The sequence below is a fragment of the Pseudomonas sp. CCI4.2 genome (assembly GCF_034350045.1).
GTDB lineage: Bacteria > Pseudomonadota > Gammaproteobacteria > Pseudomonadales > Pseudomonadaceae > Aquipseudomonas.
On sequence record NZ_CP133781.1, the window covers coordinates 5,431,603 to 5,451,991 of the forward strand.

The 20,389-nt window shown below is 55.5% G+C and carries 17 protein-coding genes; 3 read left to right on the forward strand and 14 right to left on the reverse strand.

All coding sequences use genetic code 11. The annotated features are described in order from the left end of the window. Nucleotides 1-4: 4 nt before the first annotated feature. The 13 genes from lpxA to rpsB form a co-directional block, all read right to left on the reverse strand. Nucleotides 5-781 (reverse strand): acyl-ACP--UDP-N-acetylglucosamine O-acyltransferase, encoded by a 777-nt coding sequence (gene lpxA / locus RHM65_RS24685; RefSeq protein ID WP_322168083.1) that lies wholly within the window; start codon nt 779-781, stop codon nt 5-7. After that, nucleotides 778-1,218, reverse strand: coding sequence for a 3-hydroxyacyl-ACP dehydratase FabZ (fabZ, locus tag RHM65_RS24690; protein ID WP_322168082.1), 441 nt, complete (start codon nt 1,216-1,218; stop codon nt 778-780). The genes lpxA and fabZ overlap by 4 nt, the downstream gene beginning before the upstream one ends. A 112-nt stretch (nt 1,219-1,330) precedes the next feature. Continuing rightward, nucleotides 1,331-2,386 (reverse strand): UDP-3-O-(3-hydroxymyristoyl)glucosamine N-acyltransferase, encoded by a 1,056-nt coding sequence (gene lpxD, locus RHM65_RS24695; RefSeq protein WP_322168081.1) that lies wholly within the window; start codon nt 2,384-2,386, stop codon nt 1,331-1,333. 2 nt (nt 2,387-2,388) lie between these two features. Then, nucleotides 2,389-2,892: an OmpH family outer membrane protein gene (locus RHM65_RS24700; RefSeq protein WP_322168080.1), complete on the reverse strand. Its 504-nt coding sequence runs from the start codon at nt 2,890-2,892 to the stop codon at nt 2,389-2,391. Between the two features lie 45 nt (nt 2,893-2,937). Beyond that, nucleotides 2,938-5,331, reverse strand: coding sequence for an outer membrane protein assembly factor BamA (gene bamA, locus RHM65_RS24705; RefSeq protein ID WP_322168079.1), 2,394 nt, complete (start codon nt 5,329-5,331; stop codon nt 2,938-2,940). 74 nt (nt 5,332-5,405) lie between these two features. After that, nucleotides 5,406-6,758 (reverse strand): sigma E protease regulator RseP, encoded by a 1,353-nt coding sequence (rseP, locus tag RHM65_RS24710; RefSeq protein WP_322168078.1) that lies wholly within the window; start codon nt 6,756-6,758, stop codon nt 5,406-5,408. A gap of 35 nt (nt 6,759-6,793) precedes the next feature. Continuing rightward, on the reverse strand, nt 6,794-7,984 hold the full coding sequence (gene ispC, locus RHM65_RS24715; RefSeq protein ID WP_322168077.1) for a 1-deoxy-D-xylulose-5-phosphate reductoisomerase: 1,191 nt from the start codon (nt 7,982-7,984) through the stop codon (nt 6,794-6,796). Next, nucleotides 7,981-8,796 carry a phosphatidate cytidylyltransferase gene (locus tag RHM65_RS24720; protein ID WP_322168076.1) on the reverse strand — a complete coding sequence of 272 codons (816 nt, stop codon included), beginning with the start codon at nt 8,794-8,796 and terminating at the stop codon, nt 7,981-7,983. Before RHM65_RS24720 ends, ispC begins: the two co-directional genes overlap by 4 nt. Further along, entirely contained in the window at nt 8,796-9,551 is a 756-nt protein-coding gene (gene uppS / locus RHM65_RS24725) for a polyprenyl diphosphate synthase (RefSeq protein ID WP_322168075.1), read from the reverse strand. The genes RHM65_RS24720 and uppS overlap by 1 nt, the downstream gene beginning before the upstream one ends. A gap of 16 nt (nt 9,552-9,567) precedes the next feature. Continuing rightward, nucleotides 9,568-10,125 carry a ribosome recycling factor gene (frr, locus tag RHM65_RS24730; protein WP_322168074.1) on the reverse strand — a complete coding sequence of 186 codons (558 nt, stop codon included), beginning with the start codon at nt 10,123-10,125 and terminating at the stop codon, nt 9,568-9,570. Continuing rightward, nucleotides 10,122-10,865, reverse strand: coding sequence for a UMP kinase (gene pyrH / locus RHM65_RS24735; protein WP_003440426.1), 744 nt, complete (start codon nt 10,863-10,865; stop codon nt 10,122-10,124). The genes frr and pyrH overlap by 4 nt, the downstream gene beginning before the upstream one ends. Nucleotides 10,866-11,070: 205 nt before the next feature. Further along, nucleotides 11,071-11,934 (reverse strand): translation elongation factor Ts, encoded by an 864-nt coding sequence (gene tsf / locus RHM65_RS24740; RefSeq protein WP_322168073.1) that lies wholly within the window; start codon nt 11,932-11,934, stop codon nt 11,071-11,073. Between the two features lie 181 nt (nt 11,935-12,115). After that, nucleotides 12,116-12,859, reverse strand: a complete 744-nt coding sequence (gene rpsB, locus RHM65_RS24745; protein ID WP_219061233.1) for a 30S ribosomal protein S2 — start codon at nt 12,857-12,859, stop codon at nt 12,116-12,118. Between the two features lie 334 nt (nt 12,860-13,193). Between rpsB and map the strand changes: the two genes are divergently transcribed. The 3 genes from map (at nt 13,194) to dapC (ending at nt 18,000) form a co-directional block, all read left to right on the forward strand. Beyond that, entirely contained in the window at nt 13,194-13,982 is a 789-nt protein-coding gene (gene map, locus RHM65_RS24750) for a type I methionyl aminopeptidase (RefSeq protein WP_322168072.1), read from the forward strand. Between the two features lie 57 nt (nt 13,983-14,039). Beyond that, nucleotides 14,040-16,739: a [protein-PII] uridylyltransferase gene (locus RHM65_RS24755; RefSeq protein ID WP_322168071.1), complete on the forward strand. Its 2,700-nt coding sequence runs from the start codon at nt 14,040-14,042 to the stop codon at nt 16,737-16,739. 67 nt (nt 16,740-16,806) lie between these two features. Next, nucleotides 16,807-18,000 (forward strand): succinyldiaminopimelate transaminase, encoded by a 1,194-nt coding sequence (dapC, locus tag RHM65_RS24760; protein ID WP_322168070.1) that lies wholly within the window; start codon nt 16,807-16,809, stop codon nt 17,998-18,000. A 149-nt stretch (nt 18,001-18,149) separates the two neighbouring features. On the opposite strand, the gene RHM65_RS24765 is transcribed toward dapC, so the two are convergent. Further along, a complete protein-coding gene (locus RHM65_RS24765) occupies nt 18,150-19,802 on the reverse strand; it encodes a Na+/H+ antiporter (RefSeq protein WP_322168069.1) in 1,653 nt (550 codons plus the stop codon). Nucleotides 19,803-20,389 lie beyond the last annotated feature (587 nt).

Genomic DNA, 20,389 nt, shown 5'->3' on the forward strand with positions numbered 1-20,389 from the left:
TTCATTAGCGGGTTATGCCACGGGTCGACGTTTGGATGGACTCAAGAAATATTGCAACTTCGGGAAACAGTGCAGCGGGCTCGGCCAACTCAGCAATAGCCTGGTCGACTGTCAGGCTTTGGCGATAGACGACCTTGTAGGCTCGGCGTAGCGCGTGAATAGCCTCTTCACTGAACCCACGACGGCGCATGCCTTCGAAGTTCATGCTCCGCGCCTGCGCAGGGTTGCCGAACACTGTAACGAACGCAGGAACATCCTTGCCAATTGCGGTGCCCATGCCGGAAAAGCTGTGGGCGCCAATATGGCAAAACTGATGCACCAGTGTGAAACCGGACAGGATCGCCCAATCGTCAACATGCACATGACCCGCCAATGCAGTGTTGTTGACCAGGATGCAGTGGTTACCAATAACGCTGTCGTGGCCAATGTGCGCGTAGGCCATGATCAGGTTGTGATCACCCAGCGTGGTCTCTGCGCGGTCTTGAATCGTTCCGCGATGGATCGTCACGCCTTCACGAATGACGTTGTGGTCACCAATGACCAGGCGCGTCTCTTCGCCTTTGTATTTAAGATCGGGCGTGTCCTCACCTATCGATGAAAACTGATAGATATGGTTGTGTTTGCCGATCTTCGTAGGGCCTTTGAGAATCACATGCGGCCCAACGATTGTACCCTCGCCAATTTCCACACCAGGTCCGACGATCGACCAAGGGCCGACCTCTACGTCGTCGGCCAGAATGGCCGTCGGATCGATGATTGCGCGAGAGTCAATCAAACTCATAGTTTACGTTCCGCGCAGATGATTTCTGCGGAGCAAACCGGCTTGCCGTCGACCGAAGCCTGGCATTGAAACTTCCAGATCTGACGCTTGCAACTGATGAACGTAGCTTCAAGGATCAACTGATCGCCCGGCAAGACTGGCTGACGGAATCGCAGTTTGTCAGAGCCGACGAAATAATAAAGCGTGCCGTCGGATGGCTTCACATCGAGCATTTTAAAACCGAGGATGCCGGCAGCTTGGGCCATCGCTTCGATGATCAATACGCCCGGCATGATTGGATGCTGGGGAAAGTGACCGTTGAAAAAAGGCTCGTTGATGCTGACATTCTTGTAGGCACGAATGCTTTTGGCCTCGACATTCAACTCGACTACCCGGTCCACCAACAGGAACGGGTAACGGTGAGGCAGGTATTCGCGAATCTCGTTGATGTCCATCATTTCGGGGGGAAGCCTGTAGTAAAGATGAGGAGTGCGCGACTAATGCGCGGCACTCCTCTTGCAAATCAAGGAGGCAGTTTTATCAGCTGTGCACGCTTGATATAAAAAGGTATCAGCCATCAGATGAAGCTTTACCGCCCGAGGTCACTGCCTCAACAACCTTTTCCATATGCTGCAAGCGTCGCGACATGTCATCAAGCTGACGAATGCGCGCCGCACTCTTACGCCATTCCGCAGCGGGCTGCATCGCAGTCCCCGAGGAATAGGCGCCGGGTTCGGTAATCGAACGGGTCACCATGGTCATACCGGTGACGAATACGCCGTCACAGACTTCGATATGCCCAACCATGCCAACACCGCCAGCAATGGTGCAATGCTTGCCAATTTTCGTGCTTCCCGAGATGCCGACGCACGCCGCCATGGCGGTGTGATCGCCAATCTGGACGTTATGCGCGATCTGAATCTGGTTATCCAGCTTCACGCCGTTGCCGATAACCGTATCGGCCAAGGCACCGCGATCAACTGCGGTATTGACGCCAATCTCCACGTCGTCACCGACCAATACACCGCCAACCTGCGCGATCTTCTGCCAAATACCCTTGTCGTTGGCGAAGCCGAAGCCTTCGCCACCGAGTACTGCGCCAGACTGAATCACGACTCGCTTGCCGATGCGTACATCGTGATAAAGCGTCACCCGTGGCGCCAACCAGCCGCCTTCGCCAATTTCGCTACGAACACCGATAAAACAGTGAGCCCCTACTGTGACGTTCGCGGCGATGCGCGCACCGCTTTCGATAACAGCGAATGCACCGATACTAGCGCTGACGTCAACCTGAGCATCAGCGGCAATCACTGCGCACGCATGAACCCCTGGCAACGCCTTGGGTTTGGGGTCGAATAAATGGGAGATCTTTGCGTAGGCCAGATAAGGATCTGGCACCAGCAACGCATCACCTGCAAACCCCTCGGCATCGGCCGGTTTAAGTAACACGGCGGCCGCGTGGCTAACGGCAAGGAATTTACGGTACTGGGGATTGGCCAGGAAACTTACCTGACCAGGGCCAGCCTCTTGCAAAGTGGCTAGCCCAGTGATGTCTTTATCCGCTGCACCACGTAGCGTGGCGCCGAGGAACTCGGCCAATTGGCCGAGTTTGATGGTTACGGTCATGGTTACTTCAGCTGATTCATGCGCTCGATGACTTGGCGAGTCACGTCGTACTGAGGTTTAACATCAATCACAGCACCGCGCTCGAACACCAAGTCAAAGGCACCTTTCTTGATAACTTCTTCTACCGCCTGATCCAGCTTAGGCTTCAATTGCTTGAGCATTTCACGGTCAGCAACTGCTTTAGCTTCGTTCAGTTCCTTGGATTGGAACTGGAAGTCGCGAGCCTTTTGCTTGAATTCGAGTTCAAGACGCTCGCGTTCAGGCTGGGCCATCTTGTCGCCGCCGCTTACCAAGCGATCCTGAATCCCCTTGGCACTGCTTTCAAGGGTCTTCAGCTTGGTCAATTGGGGGCCGAACTTCTTTTCAGCATCCACGGCATATTGCTTTGCAGCGTCTGACTCGAGCAGAGCCATTTGATAATTCAGCACAGCGATTTTCATTTCAGCGAATGCTGGCGTCGCCATCAGGGCTGTAGCCAAAAGAACCAATTGAGTCAACTTACGCACGATGCACTCCTACAAAATCTGTTGTCGTTATCATTGATCAGACGATTAAAAGGTCTGACCGAGGGAAAATTGGAAAATCTGGGTGTCTGCGTTGTCTGGCGTCTTGACCGGCACAGCCAAAGCGAAACTCAGGGGGCCTAGGGCGGTAACCCAGGTGACGCCTACACCGACAGAACTTGCCAAACCTGCAAGACCGATGTTGTCACATTTAGGCTTCACATCCGACGCCGCGATGGTGTTGCTGCCAGATGATCCGCAGTTAGTGTCGAATACGTTACCCACGTCCCAGAAGAGCGACGTCCGTAGCGACTTTTGATCTTTGATGAATGGCAGTGGGAACATGACCTCCACCCCTCCTTGAATCAAGACGTTACCGCCGAAAGGCAGTGCCTTGCCGTCTGGATCAACCAGGGTTCCGGCGTTGCCGGTCACAGATTCACCACGACTCGGGGTACTGCGAGGACCGAGACCGCTGTCCTTGAAGCCACGTACCGAGTTGAAGCCACCACCGTAGTAGTTCTCGTAAAACGGCAGACCTGAGGTCGAACCATAACCGTCGCCATAACCCAACTCGGTGTGCAGACGAAGGGTGTAGTTTTCAGTCAGCGGGTGGAAATACTGAGCGCGGTAATCAAGTTTGAAGAACGAAAGGTCGCTGCCCGGCGTGGTGGTTTCAAATACCAGACTTTGCGAATGACCGCGGGTAGCCAGAACACCTTTGTTCAAGGTTGACTCTGACCAGCCAGCAGAAGCCTTGAAGTTGAGGTATTTGTTACCTTCTTTGTTAACGAAGTCGAAAATCTCGTCAACGGTATAAACACCCGTCTTGATTTGATCCTGCTGTACCGTCAAGCCATACGTCAGACGCGACGTCTCGTTGATAGGATAGCCAAGGCTGACACCTGCACCCAAACTGTCTACCGCATAGCTGGCCACATCGACGCTGAGATTTTTATAGTCCGTGGTGCGATAGAAAGCGTTGTAGCCCAAGCTGACGCCATCTGGCGTGAAGTACGGGTTGACGTAACCAAAGTTGTAGCGCGTCTGGTATTGGCTTTTCGTCAGACCGATGCTGACCTTATTACCGGTGCCCAAGAAGTTGTTCTGGCTGATCGAACCACCCAGGATCAAACCTGCACTCTGTGCAAAACCGACGCTGGCGGTCACCGAACCGGACGCCTGTTCTTCAACCGTGTAGTTCACGTCAACTTGGTCATCGGTGCCCGGCACTGCCGGCGTTTCCACGTTCACTTCTTTGAAGAAACCGAGACGATTCAAACGGGTTTTCGATTGGTCGATAAGGTAAGTCGAAGCCCAACCGCCTTCCATCTGACGCATTTCACGGCGTAACACTTCGTCCGCAGACTTGGTGTTACCACGGAAGTTAATGCGGTCAACGTAGGCACGCTTGCCTGGATCGACAGCAAACAGAATGTCAACGGTGTGATCTTCGTTGTTCGGTGTCGGAACGCCGTTGACGTTGGCGAAGGTATAGCCTTCGTTACCCAGTCGACGGGTGATCAGCTCGGACGTCGTGGTCATGACCTTACGCGAAAAGACCTGACCCGGCTTGACCAGCAACAGCGCCTTGACTTGATCTTCAGGGACTTTCAGGTCGCCGCTCAGCTTGACCGACTTAACGGTGTATTTTTCGCCTTCGTTGACATTGACCGTGATGTACACGCTTTTCTTGTCAGGCGTAATGGACACCTGGGTCGATGCGATGTCCATGTTGATGTAGCCGCGGTCGAGGTAGTACGAACGCAGACGTTCCAGGTCGCCGGACAGTTTTTCCCGGGCGTACTTGTCGTCGTTCTTGAAGAAGGACAGCCAGTTGGTGGTCTTGAGTTCGAAGAGCCCGATCAGGTCTTCATCGGGGAAGACGCTGTTGCCCACCACGTTGATGTGCTGAATCGCAGCAACCGTACCTTCGTTAATGTTGATCTTCAGGCCAACACGGTTACGAGGCTGAGGCACGACTTCGGTAGAAACTTCTGCCGAGTAACGACCTTGAGCAACGTATTGACGTTGCAGCTCGTTACGTACGCCTTCAAGCGTCGCACGCTGAAAGATTTCACCTTCAGCCAGGCCCGACTGTTTGAGACCCTTCATCAGGTCTTCAGTGGTGATCGCCTTGTTGCCATCGATTTCGATACTCGAAACAGAAGGCCGCTCGACCACCGTGATGACTAGAACATTGCCATCACGGCCCAGTTGGATATCTTGAAAGAACCCGGTTTTGAACAACGCACGAGTGGCATCCACCAAGCGACGATCATCCGCAGTCTCGCCGACGTTCAGCGGCAAGGCACCAAAGACGCTTCCGGCGGAAACCCGCTGGAGGCCATTGACACGGATATCAGAGATAGTGAAGGACTCGGCGTGAACTTCGGCGATCATCAGTACGGCGAGAACCGCAGTTAGCAGCAGACGTTTCATGAAGTCCTTTCTTATTCCAACTGGCAATAAACAAACTGCCGCAAAATGCGGCAGATTCGCAACACAGCGAAGCTTTACAGTCGACCCAGATCGTTGACCAAGGCGAGTAGCATTACCCCGACCACAAAACTGATCCCGATCTGAACCCCCCAACCCTGCACCCGATCAGACAGCGGGCGACCCCGCGCCCACTCGACCAGGTAGAACAACAGATGCCCCCCATCCAATACTGGGATGGGCAACAAATTGAGAACCCCTAGGCTTATGCTCAGATAGGCGAGGAAATTTAGAAAATCCCCTATCCCCGACTGGGCCGAAGCGCCCGCCACTTTAGCAATGGTTATCGGTCCGCTCAAGTTTTTTACAGATAGCTCGCCGAACAACATTTTTCTCAGCGAATCAAGGGTCAACACACTCATGGTCCAAGTGCGTTTGGCGGCCTCGCCAACGGCGGCTAAAGGCCCGTAACTGACCTCGCGCAACATCTCCGGTGGCCAATCGACACCCTTGACCCCAGCCCCGAGATAGCCGGTTGTAGCCTTGCTGTCAGTCTTGGTCGCCAGCGTCAACGGCACGTCCAACTGCGCACCATCACGTTCAACGCGCAGGGAAATCTTTGCAGCGGGACGCAGACGAACCGCATCGACCACCTGCTGCCAATCGCTCAAGGGCTGCCCGTCAATTGCCAGCAGTCGGTCGCCGGTCTTCAGACCAGCGGCTTGCGCCGGGCCTTTCGGATCCAATTCAGCCAGCACGGGCGCCAACGCCGGACGCCACGGACGAATACCCAGCGAACGAATAGGGTCTGGCTCATCCGCGCCCTTTAGCCACTTATCCAATGTAAGCATACGGGGAGAATCAACAGTCGAACCCTGGTCGTGTACTTGCAGGGCTATGGTGCCGCTTTCGCCCAAACGCCGCACCAGTTGCAAATTCACTGCCGACCAACCCGATGTGGGCTCGCCATCGACGGCAACAATTTCCTGCCCAGCGCTCAAGCCCGCTTTATCCGCAAGACTGCCCGACTCGACCGCGCCGATGACTGGACGTACTTGTTGACTACCGAGCATGGCCAAAAACCAGAAAAACACGATAGCCAGCAGGAAGTTGGCAACCGGCCCGGCAATTACGATGGCGATACGCTGATAGACGGTTTTACGGTTGAACGACTGATGGACCTGATCCGCAGGCACTTCACCTTCGCGTTCATCGAGCATTTTTACGTAGCCGCCCAAGGGAATGGCGGCCAGCACATATTCAGTACCCTTGCGGTCATGCCACCGCAAAAGCGGCATGCCGAACCCTACCGAAAAACGCAAAACCTTGACGCCACAACGCCTAGCCACCCAAAAGTGGCCAAATTCGTGAAAGGTCACCAGCACACCCAATGCGACCAGGGTGCCAACAATCATATAGAGCGCGCTCATCAACTTCCTCCGTGGCGGCCTGTGCCTTGTAGCTGTTACCGCCCGCTGCGAGTGAGCCAGTGCTCAGCCAAAGCGCGGGCTTTCGAGTCAATCTCGAACACCGTATCCAATTCTGTTACTGCTATGACGGGCTCAAGATTCAAAACCTCGTCAATGATACTCGCGATCTCTGGGTAGCGGATGCGCCGGCCAAGAAATGCTGCAACTGCCACTTCATTGGCCGCATTCAGCACAGCCGGCGCGCTATTACCAGCCTCCGCCGCCTGTCTGGCTAACCGAAGGCACGGAAATCGCTGTTCGTCGGGCGCTTGAAAATCCAGACGCGCAATGCTGAAGAGATCGAGCGGCGCTACCCCTGAATCAATCCGCTGCGGCCAAGCCAATGCATGGGCAATCGGTGTGCGCATGTCAGGGTTACCCAACTGAGCCAACACTGAGCCATCCACGTAATCGACCATGGAATGGATGACGCTTTGCGGGTGAATCACCACTTCAACCTGATTTGGCCGAGCATCGAACAGCCAACAGGCCTCGATCAACTCAAGGCCTTTGTTCATCATGGTGGCAGAGTCTACAGAAATCTTGCGCCCCATCGACCAATTTGGGTGAGCGCACGCTTGCTCAGGCGAGACGCTCATCAGGTCGGCCAGCGGTGTTTCACGAAACGGACCACCGGATGCGGTCAGCAGAATGCGGCGTACGCCAACCGCGCCCAACCCACCAGAACAATTTGTAGGCAAGCACTGGAAAATCGCGTTGTGCTCACTGTCGATAGGCAACAGTACGGCTGCGCTGCGATGCACCGCCTGCATGAACAGCGCACCGGACATGACCAAAGCTTCTTTATTAGCCAGTAGTACCTTCTTGCCCGCCTCTACCGCCGCCAATGTCGGACGCAGCCCAGCTGCGCCAACAATCGCCGCCAGCACGGTATCGACTTGTGGGTGAGCCGCGACTTCACAAAGACCGCCCTCCCCCACCAGCACTCGCGTATCGAGACCGGCTGCAGCGAGGGCATCCTGTAATCCCCGCGCCAGATCCAACTGAGGAACCACCGCAAACCGTGGTGAATGGCGAACGCACAGCGCCAGCAGCTCTTTCAACCGACTGAAGCCCGTCAGCGCGAATACCTGATACCGATCCGGGTGCCGGGCAATGACGTCCAGCGTACTGAGGCCCACCGAACCGGTGGCGCCCAAAACGGTGATCTGTTGAAGTTTCTTCACATCACACCCCAGTTAGCGGCCCAGAGCAGCACCGCAAACACTGGAATGGCAGCCGTTAAACTGTCAATTCGGTCCAACACCCCGCCGTGGCCGGGGAGCAAGTTACTGCTGTCTTTAACGCCGGACTGGCGCTTGAACATGCTTTCTGTCAAATCCCCGACAACCGAGATCAGCACCACCACGGCGGCGCCAAGCAAACCGAGAACACACTGCGAACCGGACCAACCGCGAAAAATACCGACGACAGCGGTGATTACCAAACTAGCAATCAAACCGCCAAACAGGCCTTCCCAGCTCTTACCTGGGCTGACTTTTGCCGCCAGCTTGCGCTTGCCGAAGGCCTTGCCCGAAAAGTACGCACCGATGTCTGCGCCCCAAACTAGGACCATGACCGACAGGATCAACCAGTTACCCAACTCCCACTGCTTGATCAATACCAATCCCTGCCATGCCGGCAGCAGAATCACCAAACCGATCACCAGCTTGCAGACAGTGCCGGACCAACGACTACTGGTCTCAGGGTAAGTCAGCACGAGGAATGTCGCCAACAACCACCACACGACTGCGGCGCCCAAAACCCAGGGCGCCAAATCCGGCAGTACATACATCAGCAACAGCAGCGCAGCGATTACAACGGCGTAAATGACTCGAGCGACCTGCGCGGTAAACCCTGCCAAACGCGCCCATTCCCAAGCACCCAGTGTCACCACCACGCCAATGAACACGGCGAAGCTCGCACCTTCGAGGAGAAAGAAGCCACACAGGGCAATAGGCAGCAGGATCAGTGCCGTGATGATTCGTTGTTTCAGCATTAAGCCCGGGCTCCAGCTTCTATCTGCTCGCTCGTTTTACCGAAGCGACGTTGGCGAGAAGCAAAATCTGCCAGCGCAGTGCGCATGGCATCGTGTTTGAAGTCCGGCCAAAACAGGTCGGAGAAGTACAGCTCTGAGTAGGCCAGCTGCCACAGTAAAAAATTGCTGATGCGATGCTCGCCACCGGTACGAATGCACAAATCCGGCAACGGCAGGTCGCCGGTTGCCAAACAGGTTTGCAACAGTTCCGGCGTGATGTCTTCTGGCTGTAGATGTCCTGCCTGAACTTCACGCGCAAGACGTTGCGCCGCTTGAGCGATATCCCATTGCCCACCGTAATTGGCCGCAATTTGCAGCACAAAGCGATCGTTACCCGCAGTCCGCACTTCAGCTTCGCGCATAGCCGCCTGCAACTCGGGGTGGAACCGCGAACGGTCACCGATGATTCGCAAGCTGATGGAGTTATCGTTAAGGCGCCGAGTTTCACGACGCAGAGCGGTGAAAAACAGCTCCATCAACGCCCCGACTTCCTCGGCAGGACGCTGCCAGTTTTCACTGGAAAAAGCGAACAAGGTCAATACTTCAACCTTGGCTTCAGCGCAAACCTCAATGACTGCACGAACGGCATCTACGCCAGCTTTATGCCCGGCGATACCGGGTAAAAGACGTTTCTTTGCCCAACGATTATTACCATCCATGATAATCGCGACATGTCGCGGTACCGATGTCAGCACAGCCTGTTTGGTCTTATCCATAAAACGCACTGACCCTTTATACGGCCATCAGGTCCGCTTCTTTTTGTTTCACAGCGGTTTCGATTTCCGCCACGAACTTGTCGGTCAGTTTTTGGATGTCATCAGCGGCACGACGCTCTTCGTCTTCGCTGATTTCTTTCTCTTTAATAAGGTCTTTGAACTGGCTCAACGAATCGCGACGGATGTTGCGCACTGCCACCCGAGCATCTTCTGCGGCATCGCGTGCCTGCTTGCCGAAGCCCTTGCGGGTTTCTTCAGTCAGAGCCGGCATCGAGATGAGCAACAATTCGCCAAGGTTCGTTGGGTTGAAACCCAACCCAGAGCTTTGAATCGCTTTGTCCACGGCGCCCAGCATGTTGCGTTCAAATGCCACGACTTGCAGGGTGCGTGAGTCTTTGACCGTAACGTTTGCCACTTGATTCAATGGGGTATCAGCACCGTAGTAAGGCACCATCACACCACCAAGAATACTTGGGTGGGCCTGGCCGGTGCGGATACGACTGAACGCATGAGCCAGGGACTCAAGGCTCTTCTGCATACGGGCTTGGGCGTCTTTCTTGATTTCGTTGATCATTGTTGGCCTTCCTCGATCAGGGTTCCCTCAGCGCCGCCGTGCACAATATTCAGCAGGGCGCCGGGCTTGTTCATGTTAAATACGCGCAACGGCATCTTGTGGTCACGGCACAAACAAATAGCCGTCAAATCCATCACACCCAGCTTGCGATCCAGCACTTCATCGTAGGTCAGATGATCGAACTTCTCGGCATGCGGGTCTTTGAAAGGATCGGCAGTGTAAACACCATCGACCTTGGTCGCTTTGAGCACGACGTCGGCGTCGATTTCGATTGCTCGCAGACAGGCTGCCGAATCGGTAGTGAAAAAAGGGTTACCGGTACCGGCAGCAAAAATCACTACGTCTTTGGCATTGAGGTGGCGCATGGCTTTGCGGCGATCGTAATGATCTGTCACACCCACCATAGAAATCGCCGACATCACGATGGCTGAAATATTGGCACGTTCCAGCGCGTCGCGCATGGCCAAAGCGTTCATCACAGTGGCCAGCATGCCCATGTGATCGCCCGTGACCCGATCCATACCGGCAGCGCTCAATGCGGCGCCGCGAAACAGGTTACCGCCACCAATTACCAGCCCGACCTGCACGCCGATACCGACCAATTGGCCGACTTCAAGGGCCATGCGATCCAGGACTTTCGGGTCGATGCCGAACTCTTCCGAGCCCATCAGGGCCTCGCCGCTAAGCTTGAGTAGAATGCGTTTATAGCGAGCCTGATAACCACTGCCCTGCTGAGCCATTGCGAATCTCTCCTGCGGCGTTTAAAAAAATTCTGTGCGGGCTGTTTTCAGCCTGCGCTAACTCTAGTTGACGCTTTGACAGCGTCACAGGGATGCAGCCTTGTAAGCCACTTCCCTAAGGAAAACAAATTCGTTTTACCTATTTGAAGAAGAGGCTGCGCGCGTAAGCGGGCAGCCTCTTCTTAGCGACAGTTAAAAAACCGTCTTACTTCTTGCTTGCTGCAACCTGTGCGGCAACTTCTTCAGCGAAGTTGTCTACAGGCTTCTCGATGCCTTCACCCACTGCAAAGCGAGTGAAAGAAACGATCTCAGCGCCGCCCTTTGCGGCCAAGGCACCAACGGTCAGCTCAGGGTTCTTCACGAACGGCTGATTGACCAAGCTGGCTTCAGCGAGGAACTTGCTGATGCGGCCTGCAACCATTTTTTCAACGATTTCAGGTGGCTTGCCTTTGATCTTGTCTTCGTTGAGGGTCATGAACACGCCTTTCTCGCGTTCAATGGCTTCAGCAGACACTTCGGTAGGCAGCAGGAACTCAGGAGCGCTGGCAGCTACGTGCATGGCGATATCTTTAGCCAGCTCGACGCTACCGCCTTTGAGAGCAACCACAACACCAATCTTGTTGCCGTGCAGGTACGAACCCACGACGTCACCTTCAATACGCGCCAGACGGCGAATGTTGACGTTTTCGCCTACTTTACCAACCAGCACCAAACGATCAGGCTCTTGAGCCGCGATCAATGGAGCTACGTCAGTCAGCTTGTCAGCAAATGCTTTTTCTACGCTGGCAGCGACGAACGCTTTGAAGTCGTCCTGCAAAGCCAGGAAGTCGGTCTGCGAGTTAACTTCAACGATAACGGCAGCTTTGCCGTCGTCCTTGATGCTGATCGAGCCTTCAGCAGCGATGTTGCCTGCTTTTTTGGCTGCTTTGATCGCACCGGATGCGCGCATATCGTCGATTGCTTTTTCGATGTCGCCGTCAGCCTTGGTCAAGGCCTTTTTGCAATCCATCATGCCTTCGCCGGTGCGCTCACGCAGTTCTTTAACCAACGCTGCAGTAACTTCTGCCATTTCAAATTCCTCTTGGATAGGTCTTAAACCATTCCACCCGATCAAACGGGCGTTCAAATTCTTGAGAACCGTTGCTGGCTGCGGCTCATGACTGCAGGCGGCGCCAACATGGTTTTCGAGGTGGCAAAAAGGGGGCTAAGCCCCCTTTTTGCGTACTGAGTAAACGCTAGGCGTTTGCTACTCAGCCTTCTACTACTGCTGCTGCTGGAGCCTCTTCGACGAATACGTCGGTGCCGCCATTAGCATTGTTACGACCACGGATAACTGCGTCAGCCATCGAACCCATGTACAACTGAATGGCGCGAATGGCGTCATCGTTACCTGGGATGATGTAGTCAACGCCTTCAGGGCTGCTGTTGGTGTCAACTACGCCGATAACCGGGATACCCAGTTTGTTGGCTTCGGTGATCGCGATGCGCTCGTGATCAACGTCGATGACGAACAGTGCGTCAGGAAGACCGCCCATGTCCTTGATACCACCCAGGCTACGATCAAGCTTTTCCAGGTCGCGAGTACGCATCAGCGCCTCTTTCTTGGTCAGCTTGGTGAACGTGCCGTCTTCTGCCTGAATTTCAAGCTCACGCAGACGCTTGATCGAGGCACGGATGGTTTTGAAGTTGGTCAGCATGCCGCCCAACCAGCGGTGATCGACGTAAGGCGAGCCGCAACGTGCAGCTTCTTCAGCGACGATCTTGCCAGCGGAACGCTTGGTGCCAACGAACAGAATCTTGTTTTTGCCCGAAGCCAGTTTTTCAACGAAAGCCAACGCTTCGTTGAACATAGGCAGGGTTTTTTCAAGGTTGATGATGTGGATCTTGTTACGTGCGCCGAAAATGTATTTACCCATTTTCGGGTTCCAGTAACGGGTTTGGTGACCGAAGTGGACACCGGCCTTCAGCATATCGCGCATGTTGACTTGGGACATGATAGTTCCTTGATAAGTCGGGTTAGGCCTCCACGTATCCCAATGACCAACCAACAGCTTCAAGCTGAGGGCACCCAGGTCATCGTGTCGACACGTGTGTGGGTTTAAGCTCTCGGGGCATACCCCGGAAAGCGGCGCATTTTATATCATAAAAGACCGGATAACGAAACCCGAAATAAGCGCTACGGCAAACGTGCTTTGTAACGGCGCTTCAGGCCGTTGCGACGGCTTCTTTATAGGAGGAGAAAAATGCGAGGGTCACTTCGAGCCTGACGGTCTGTTAGAATCGCGTCTTTACCCGTTGAGCCGCGCTCCGTCGCGCCGAGAGAATCTTATGACTGTCACCATCAAAACCCATGAGGACATCGAAAAGATGCGCATCGCTGGCCGTCTGGCTGCCGACGTGCTGGAAATGATCGGTAACTATGTCAAACCTGGCGTGACCACCGACGAGCTGGACCGCATCTGCCATGACTTTATTGTCAACGAGCAAAAGGCGATCCCGGCCCCGCTGAACTACAAAGGTTTCCCCAAATCCATCTGCACCTCGATCAACCACGTCGTGTGCCATGGGATTCCGAACGAGAAGCCGCTCAAGGATGGGGATGTGTTGAACATCGATGTCACGGTAATCAAGGATGGCTACCACGGCGACACCAGCAAAATGTTCCACGTCGGTAAAGTGCCTGAGTGGGCTGAGCGTCTGTCCAAGATTACTCAGGAATGCATGTACAAAGGCATTGAGGTCGTGCGCCCCGGCGCTCGTCTTGGCGACATCGGCGAAGTGATCCAGAAACACGCGGAAAAGAACGGTTTTTCCGTGGTCCGCGAATACTGCGGTCACGGTATCGGAACGGTCTTCCATGAAGAGCCGCAAGTACTGCACTATGGCCGCGCTGGCACCGGGATGGAATTGAAGGAAGGGATGACCTTCACCATTGAACCAATGATCAACCAAGGCCGCGCCGAAACCCGACTGTTAGGCGATGGCTGGACCGCGATCACCAAGGACCGCAAGCTGTCCGCTCAGTGGGAACACACTATTTTGGTCACCGCCGAAGGCTATGAAATTTTTACCCTGCGCAGCGATGACACCATTGCTCGCACGTCAGCGTCGGCATAAATACATCCGCTAAAACTCGTCGATAAAAACTCCAGACAATAAAAGGAAAGCTGTTCGATGCCGCAGGTGGATCCAGAGTTATTCGACCGCGGCCAGTTCCAGGCAGAACTGGCGTTGAAAGCAAGCCCTATTGCCGCTTTCAAGAAAGCCATCCGCCAGGCCAGGGAGGTTCTGGACGACCGCTTTCGTTCGGGTCGCGATATACGGCGCCTGATCGAGGACCGCGCCTGGTTTGTCGACAACATCCTGCAACAGGCCTGGGACCATTTTGACTGGAGCGAAGAAGCCGACATCGCGCTGCTGGCAGTGGGCGGTTACGGGCGCGGGGAACTGCATCCGTATTCGGACATTGACCTGCTGATTCTGCTCGACAGCGCCGACCACGAAGTTTTCCGCGAATCCATCGAGCGTTTTCTGACGCTACTGTGGGACATCGGCCTGGAAGTTGGCCAAAGCGTTCGCTCGGTGGACGAGTGCGCTCAGGAAGCTTTGGCCGACCTGACCGTCATCACCAACCTCATGGAAAGCCGCACCATTGCCGGTCCTGAACACTTGCGTCGACGCATGCTTGAAGTCACCAGCCCCGAAAGAATGTGGCCGAGCAAAGAGTTCTTCCTGGCCAAACGCGCCGAGCAGAAAACGCGCCATCACAAATACAACGACACCGAATACAACCTCGAGCCGAACGTCAAAGGGTCTCCCGGCGGCTTACGTGATATCCAGACCATTCTTTGGGTAGCCCGCCGCCAGTACGGCACCTTGAATCTGCACGCGCTGGCAGACGAAGGCTTTTTGCTGGAAAGCGAAAACAACCTGCTCGCTTCGTCCCAGGAATTCCTGTGGAAAGTGCGCTACGCCTTGCACATGCTTGCCGGGCGCTCAGAGGATCGATTGCTGTTCGACCATCAAGGCAGCATCGCCGGCCTGCTGGGCTACGAAGACAGCGATGCTAAATTAGCCATCGAACGCTTCATGCAGAAGTATTACCGCGTGGTCATCAGCATCGCCCAACTCAGCGAACTGATCATTCAGCATTTTGACGAAGTCATTCTTTCGCCGGACGAAAGCGGTAACACCCAACCGATCAACTCAAGATTTCAGTTGCACGATGGCTTCATCGAGGCGACGCACCCGAACGTGTTCGCGCGCACGCCGTTTGCGATGATTGAAATCTTTGTGCTCTTGGCTCAACGCCCGGAAATAAAAGGGGTTCGCGCCGACACCATTCGTTTGTTGCGCGAAAACCGGTATTTGATCAACGATGAATTCCGCCACGACATTCGCATTACCAGCCTTTTCATTGAGCTGTTCAAGTGTGAGTTCGGCATCCACCGCAACCTTCGGCGGATGAACCGCTATGGCATTCTCGGTCTGTACCTGCCCGAGTTTGGCCATATCGTCGGCCAAATGCAGCACGACCTGTTCCACATCTACACGGTCGATGCCCACACGCTTAACCTGATCAAGCACCTGCGCAAGCTGCAGTACACACAGTCCTCGGACAAGTTTCAGCTCGCCAGCAAAATCATGGGCAAACTGCCCAAACCCGAGCTTATATACTTGGCCGGGCTTTATCACGACATTGGCAAAGGCCGTGGCGGCGATCACTCCGAGCTGGGCGCGATCGATGCCGAAGCCTTTGGTCAGCGTCATCACTTGCCGGTCTGGGACACGCGCCTGATCGTCTGGCTGGTACAGAACCACTTAGTGATGTCGACCACTGCCCAGCGCAAGGACCTGTCGGACCCGCAGGTCATTCATGACTTCGGGCTGCTGGTCAGTGATGAAGTCCACCTAGACTACCTGTATGTGCTGACTGTCGCCGACATCAACGCGACCAACCCGACGCTCTGGAATTCTTGGCGCGCCAGTTTATTGCGCCAGCTGTACACCGAGACCAAGCGGGCCTTGCGTCGCGGCTTGGAAAACCCAGTCGACCGAGAAGAGCAGATTCGGCGCACACAAAGTGCAGCGCTGGATATTCTGGTGCATAACGGTACTGACCCGGACGACGTCGAACAACTCTGGTCTCAGTTGGGCGATGACTACTTCCTGCGTCACACGGCTGGCGATGTGGCTTGGCACAGCGATGCCATTTTGCGACAGCCTGCTGACGGCGGCCCCCTGGTACTCATGAGGGAGACCACCCAGCGTGAGTTCGAAGGCGGCACGCAGATTTTCATCTACGCCCCCGACCAGCATGATTTCTTTGCGGTAACCGTGGCGGCCATGGATCAGCTCAACCTGAACATTCATGACGCCCGCGTTATTACGTCCAGCAGCCAGTTCACCCTCGACACTTACATCGTGCTCGACGCCGACGGCGGCTCGATCGGGGATAACCCGGAGCGCATCAAGAAAATCCGTGACGGCCTGACCGATGCCCTGCGCAACCCAGACGATTACCCGACCATCATCAAGCGCCGGGTGCCGCGTCAGCTCAAGCATTTTGCGTTTGCCCCTCAGGTCACGATTCTCACCGACGCCCAGCGCCCAGTGACGATTCTGGAATTGAGCGCTCCGGATCGACCGGGCTTGCTGGCACGGATCGGCAAGATCTTCCTGGATTTCGACCTGTCGTTGCAGAACGCGAAAATTGCCACGCTGGGTGAGCGGGTAGAAGACGTGTTCTTTATTACGGACGCGAACAATCAACCACTGTCCGACCCGGAACTGTGCATTCGATTACAAGATGCCATCGTCGAGCAGCTTAACGTCAGCTACGAACCTCACGGCGAGATGCGCCTCAGTATCTGACGCCCGCCTTCTATGATTCGACTCAACGGCGCCCACGGGGCGCCACGCTTATTGAGACCTTGCGCCCATGAATAACGCCCTGCAGCAGCTTCAGCCCTACCCGTTCGAAAAGCTCCGCGTCCTGCTAGGCAGCGTGACCCCCAATCCCGACAAGCGCCCGGTTGCGTTGTCCATTGGCGAACCCAAACACCGCTCACCGGCGTTCGTCGCTCAAGCACTGGCCGCTAATCTCGACCAAATGGCGGTGTACCCGACGACGCTCGGCATTGCGGCATTGCGCGAAGCGATTACGGCTTGGTGCGAACGGCGTTTTGGTGTCCCTGCTGGCTGGCTTGACCCGGCACGCAATGTGTTGCCGGTCAACGGCACCCGTGAAGCGCTGTTTGCATTCACTCAAACCGTGGTCAACCGCAGCGACGACGGCTTGGTGATCAGCCCAAACCCGTTTTACCAAATCTATGAAGGCGCGGCGTTCCTTGCCGGAGCGCAGCCGCATTACTTGCCGTGCCTGGCCGAGAACGGCTTTAACCCGGATTTCGACGCTGTTTCTGCGGATGTCTGGAAGCGCTGCCAGATTCTGTTTCTCTGCTCGCCTGGCAATCCAACGGGCGCATTGGTGCCGCTGGAAACACTGAAAAAGTTGATCGCACTGGCCGATGAGCACGATTTCGTGATTGCAGCGGACGAGTGCTACAGCGAATTGTATTTCGACGAAGCGACGCCGCCCGCCGGCCTGCTGAGTGCTTGCGTCGCATTGGGTCGCAAGGATTTCAAACGCTGCGTGGTGTTCCACAGTTTGTCTAAGCGTTCAAACCTGCCCGGTTTGCGTTCGGGCTTTGTGGCAGGTGATGCCGATATCCTTAAAGCATTTCTGCTGTATCGGACCTACCACGGCTGCGCGATGCCGGTGCAAACTCAATTGGCGAGCCTTGCTGCCTGGAATGACGAGGAGCACGTTCGCGCCAACCGGACGTTGTATCGGGAGAAGTTTGAGGCAGTACTGGCGATACTCGCCCCGGTGCTTGATGTGCAGCGCCCGGACGGTGGTTTCTACCTGTGGCCGAATGTCGGGACTGACGATGCCGAGTTTTGCCGCGATCTGTTTGTGGCCCAGCACGTGACTGTTGTGCCGGGCTCATACCTGTCCCGGGAAGTGAACGGCTTCAACCCAGGCGCCGGACGCATACGCATGGCACTGGTGGCTCCGCTGGCCGAGTGCGTCGAAGCAGCAGAACGGATTCGGGACTTTATCAACGGCTAATGGACGCAACTCCAGTACAGATTGCTTGCTGAATACCGGGCAAGCCATTCGCAGGCAAGCCTGCTCCCACGGTGGCTACACATTTGTGCCTAGCACAAATCCCGTGGGAGCAGGCTTGCCTGCGAAGGTGTCGCCAAGACCAACATCCATCAGTTAATAGCCCCCAGATTCGCCTCACTCAGGTCAAGTTCTCCAAGCACCTGGCGTAGCACGTCATCGCCGATTCGGTGATGCCGGCGCAGGCTATACAGCTCCAGACGCTGCGCACGCAGGGCATGCAAGCGAAGCCGGCGCTCTAGCTGGTCCATTTGCCACGCCAGTGCTTGCGCTTCGGAGGTGTCGTTGAACACGTCCAACTGATGACGATACTCCGTCATGATCCGCGCTTTGACTTCCATCGCCAATGCCGCTTGGGTCGCATCCAGTTTGCCGCCTTTGTCCGGGGGTTCTTCAACCTCCAAGGCGTGAATCGCCGCTTCAGCCGTGCGCTTCCAGGTTTCTCGCACCTCGCGCTTCATGGCGTGATCTGGACCTTTGACCACCCCGCGCAGCAATAGCGGTAGGGCAATGCAGGCCGAAATCAACGACAGCAAAATCACCCCCGCCGCGATAAAGATCAGCAAATCCCGCTCGGGGAATTCCACCCCGGCACTGATCAGCAACGGCACTGATAACACGCCCGCTAAGGTGACGGCACCGCGAATACCCCCCATCGTCAACAGCCACGCCGAACGGGCCGTCAGCTCGAGCCCTGAATGGCCGTGACCATGACCACGCCAGCGACGGATACCCGCCATCAGCCGCCAAACGCTCTGCACCCACACATAGCGCAGCACCAACAGCACCAGAAAAATCATCAACACGTCGAGACTGCGCCACAACAGCATCGGCCACAGTGAGACTTCGTGGCTGGCAACCGCCTTGATAATGTCCGGTAACTGCAAGCCCAGCAGCAGAAAGATCAAGCCGTTGAAGGCGAATTCCAGCAACGCCCATACGCTGCGGTTGAGCAAGCGCGTGCTGGTTTGGCGCGGCAACAGGTCCACCCAGCTTTGCATCATGCCCGCGGTCACTGCCGATAGAATCCCGGACGCGCCCAAGCGTTCAGCCAGCACATAGGCCGCGAACGGCAGCAACAACATGAACACCACATGGGTCGCGGGGTCGTCCCACCCCCGGGCGACCATCCAACTGCGCAGTCTGCCGACCAACCAACTCAGCGCCACGCCGATGGCCAGACCACCGCAGGCCACCAGAACAAACGTCAGGCTGGCATCGGCCAACGAAAAAACACCGGTTACAGCGGCGACCAAGGCGAACTTGAACGTCACCAGACCCGTGGCATCGTTCATCAGCGCCTCGCCCTGCAACATGTGCATGATCGGCCCCGGCAATCGATCTTGAGCAATGGCTGACACTGCCACGGCGTCCGTTGGCGACAACACAGCCGCCAGTGCAAAGGCCACCGGCAACGGGATTGTCGGCAGCAACCAGTGAATAAAAAACCCGGCCCCCAGCACGGTGAACAGCACTAACCCCACGGCCAAGGTAAAGATGGCCCCACGAAACCGCCATAACTCACGCTTGGGCATGCGCCAACCATCAGAAAACAGCAGCGGAGGCAAAAACAGGAATAAAAACAGTTCAGGGTCCAGCGCGACGTGCAACCCCAGGGTCGGCACGGCTAACGATGCGCCAGCAATAATCTGCAGCAACGGCAGCGGCACCGGGATCAATCGTGCGACCAGTCGGGAAACGCCGACCAGCATTAACAAAATCAGGACGGTGTAGGCGGTTTGCATTAATACGGCTTCCCGATTCGTTAACTAACTCCGATCACCTGCCCCAGCTAATCACACTCTTACGCAGGTCAGCCTATCGAAGGACCCGCAACAAGCGTCGCACGTACGGGGTAACACCTGCAAACCAGAATAAATAGCCTTAAGCCCCTACATAGCACGCTATTAAACCTGTTGTTTAAACAACCCAAGCGGCTATAGGACGTTACACGCTACACGCCAATGGACCTGTAGCCTTTCTGCCGACAGTTACTGTTCAGGTTCGAACTGTTAGTGTCTGCGGAGGCAATCCACGAACAAAACCTGTGCATCGCAGAAAATCTAAAATAGTTGACACCCGCGCCAATTATCTGATTTAGGCCTGTATAGCCCAATGAATACTGGGCTAACCCGCTGTTATCTGAACAGTGCACGAACGTACCGGAAGGTGCGGAATGTAAACGCAATTTTCACCAGCCCCGAACTATGCTTCACTACACCGATATTTCGAGGGTCGGTTAACGTTTCGGCTAATACAGCCTCGTTTTTCCAACAAATAGACAGTTGATCACTGGGCATTGCGCACGGCTTGTATGTACGGCCGCAATGTC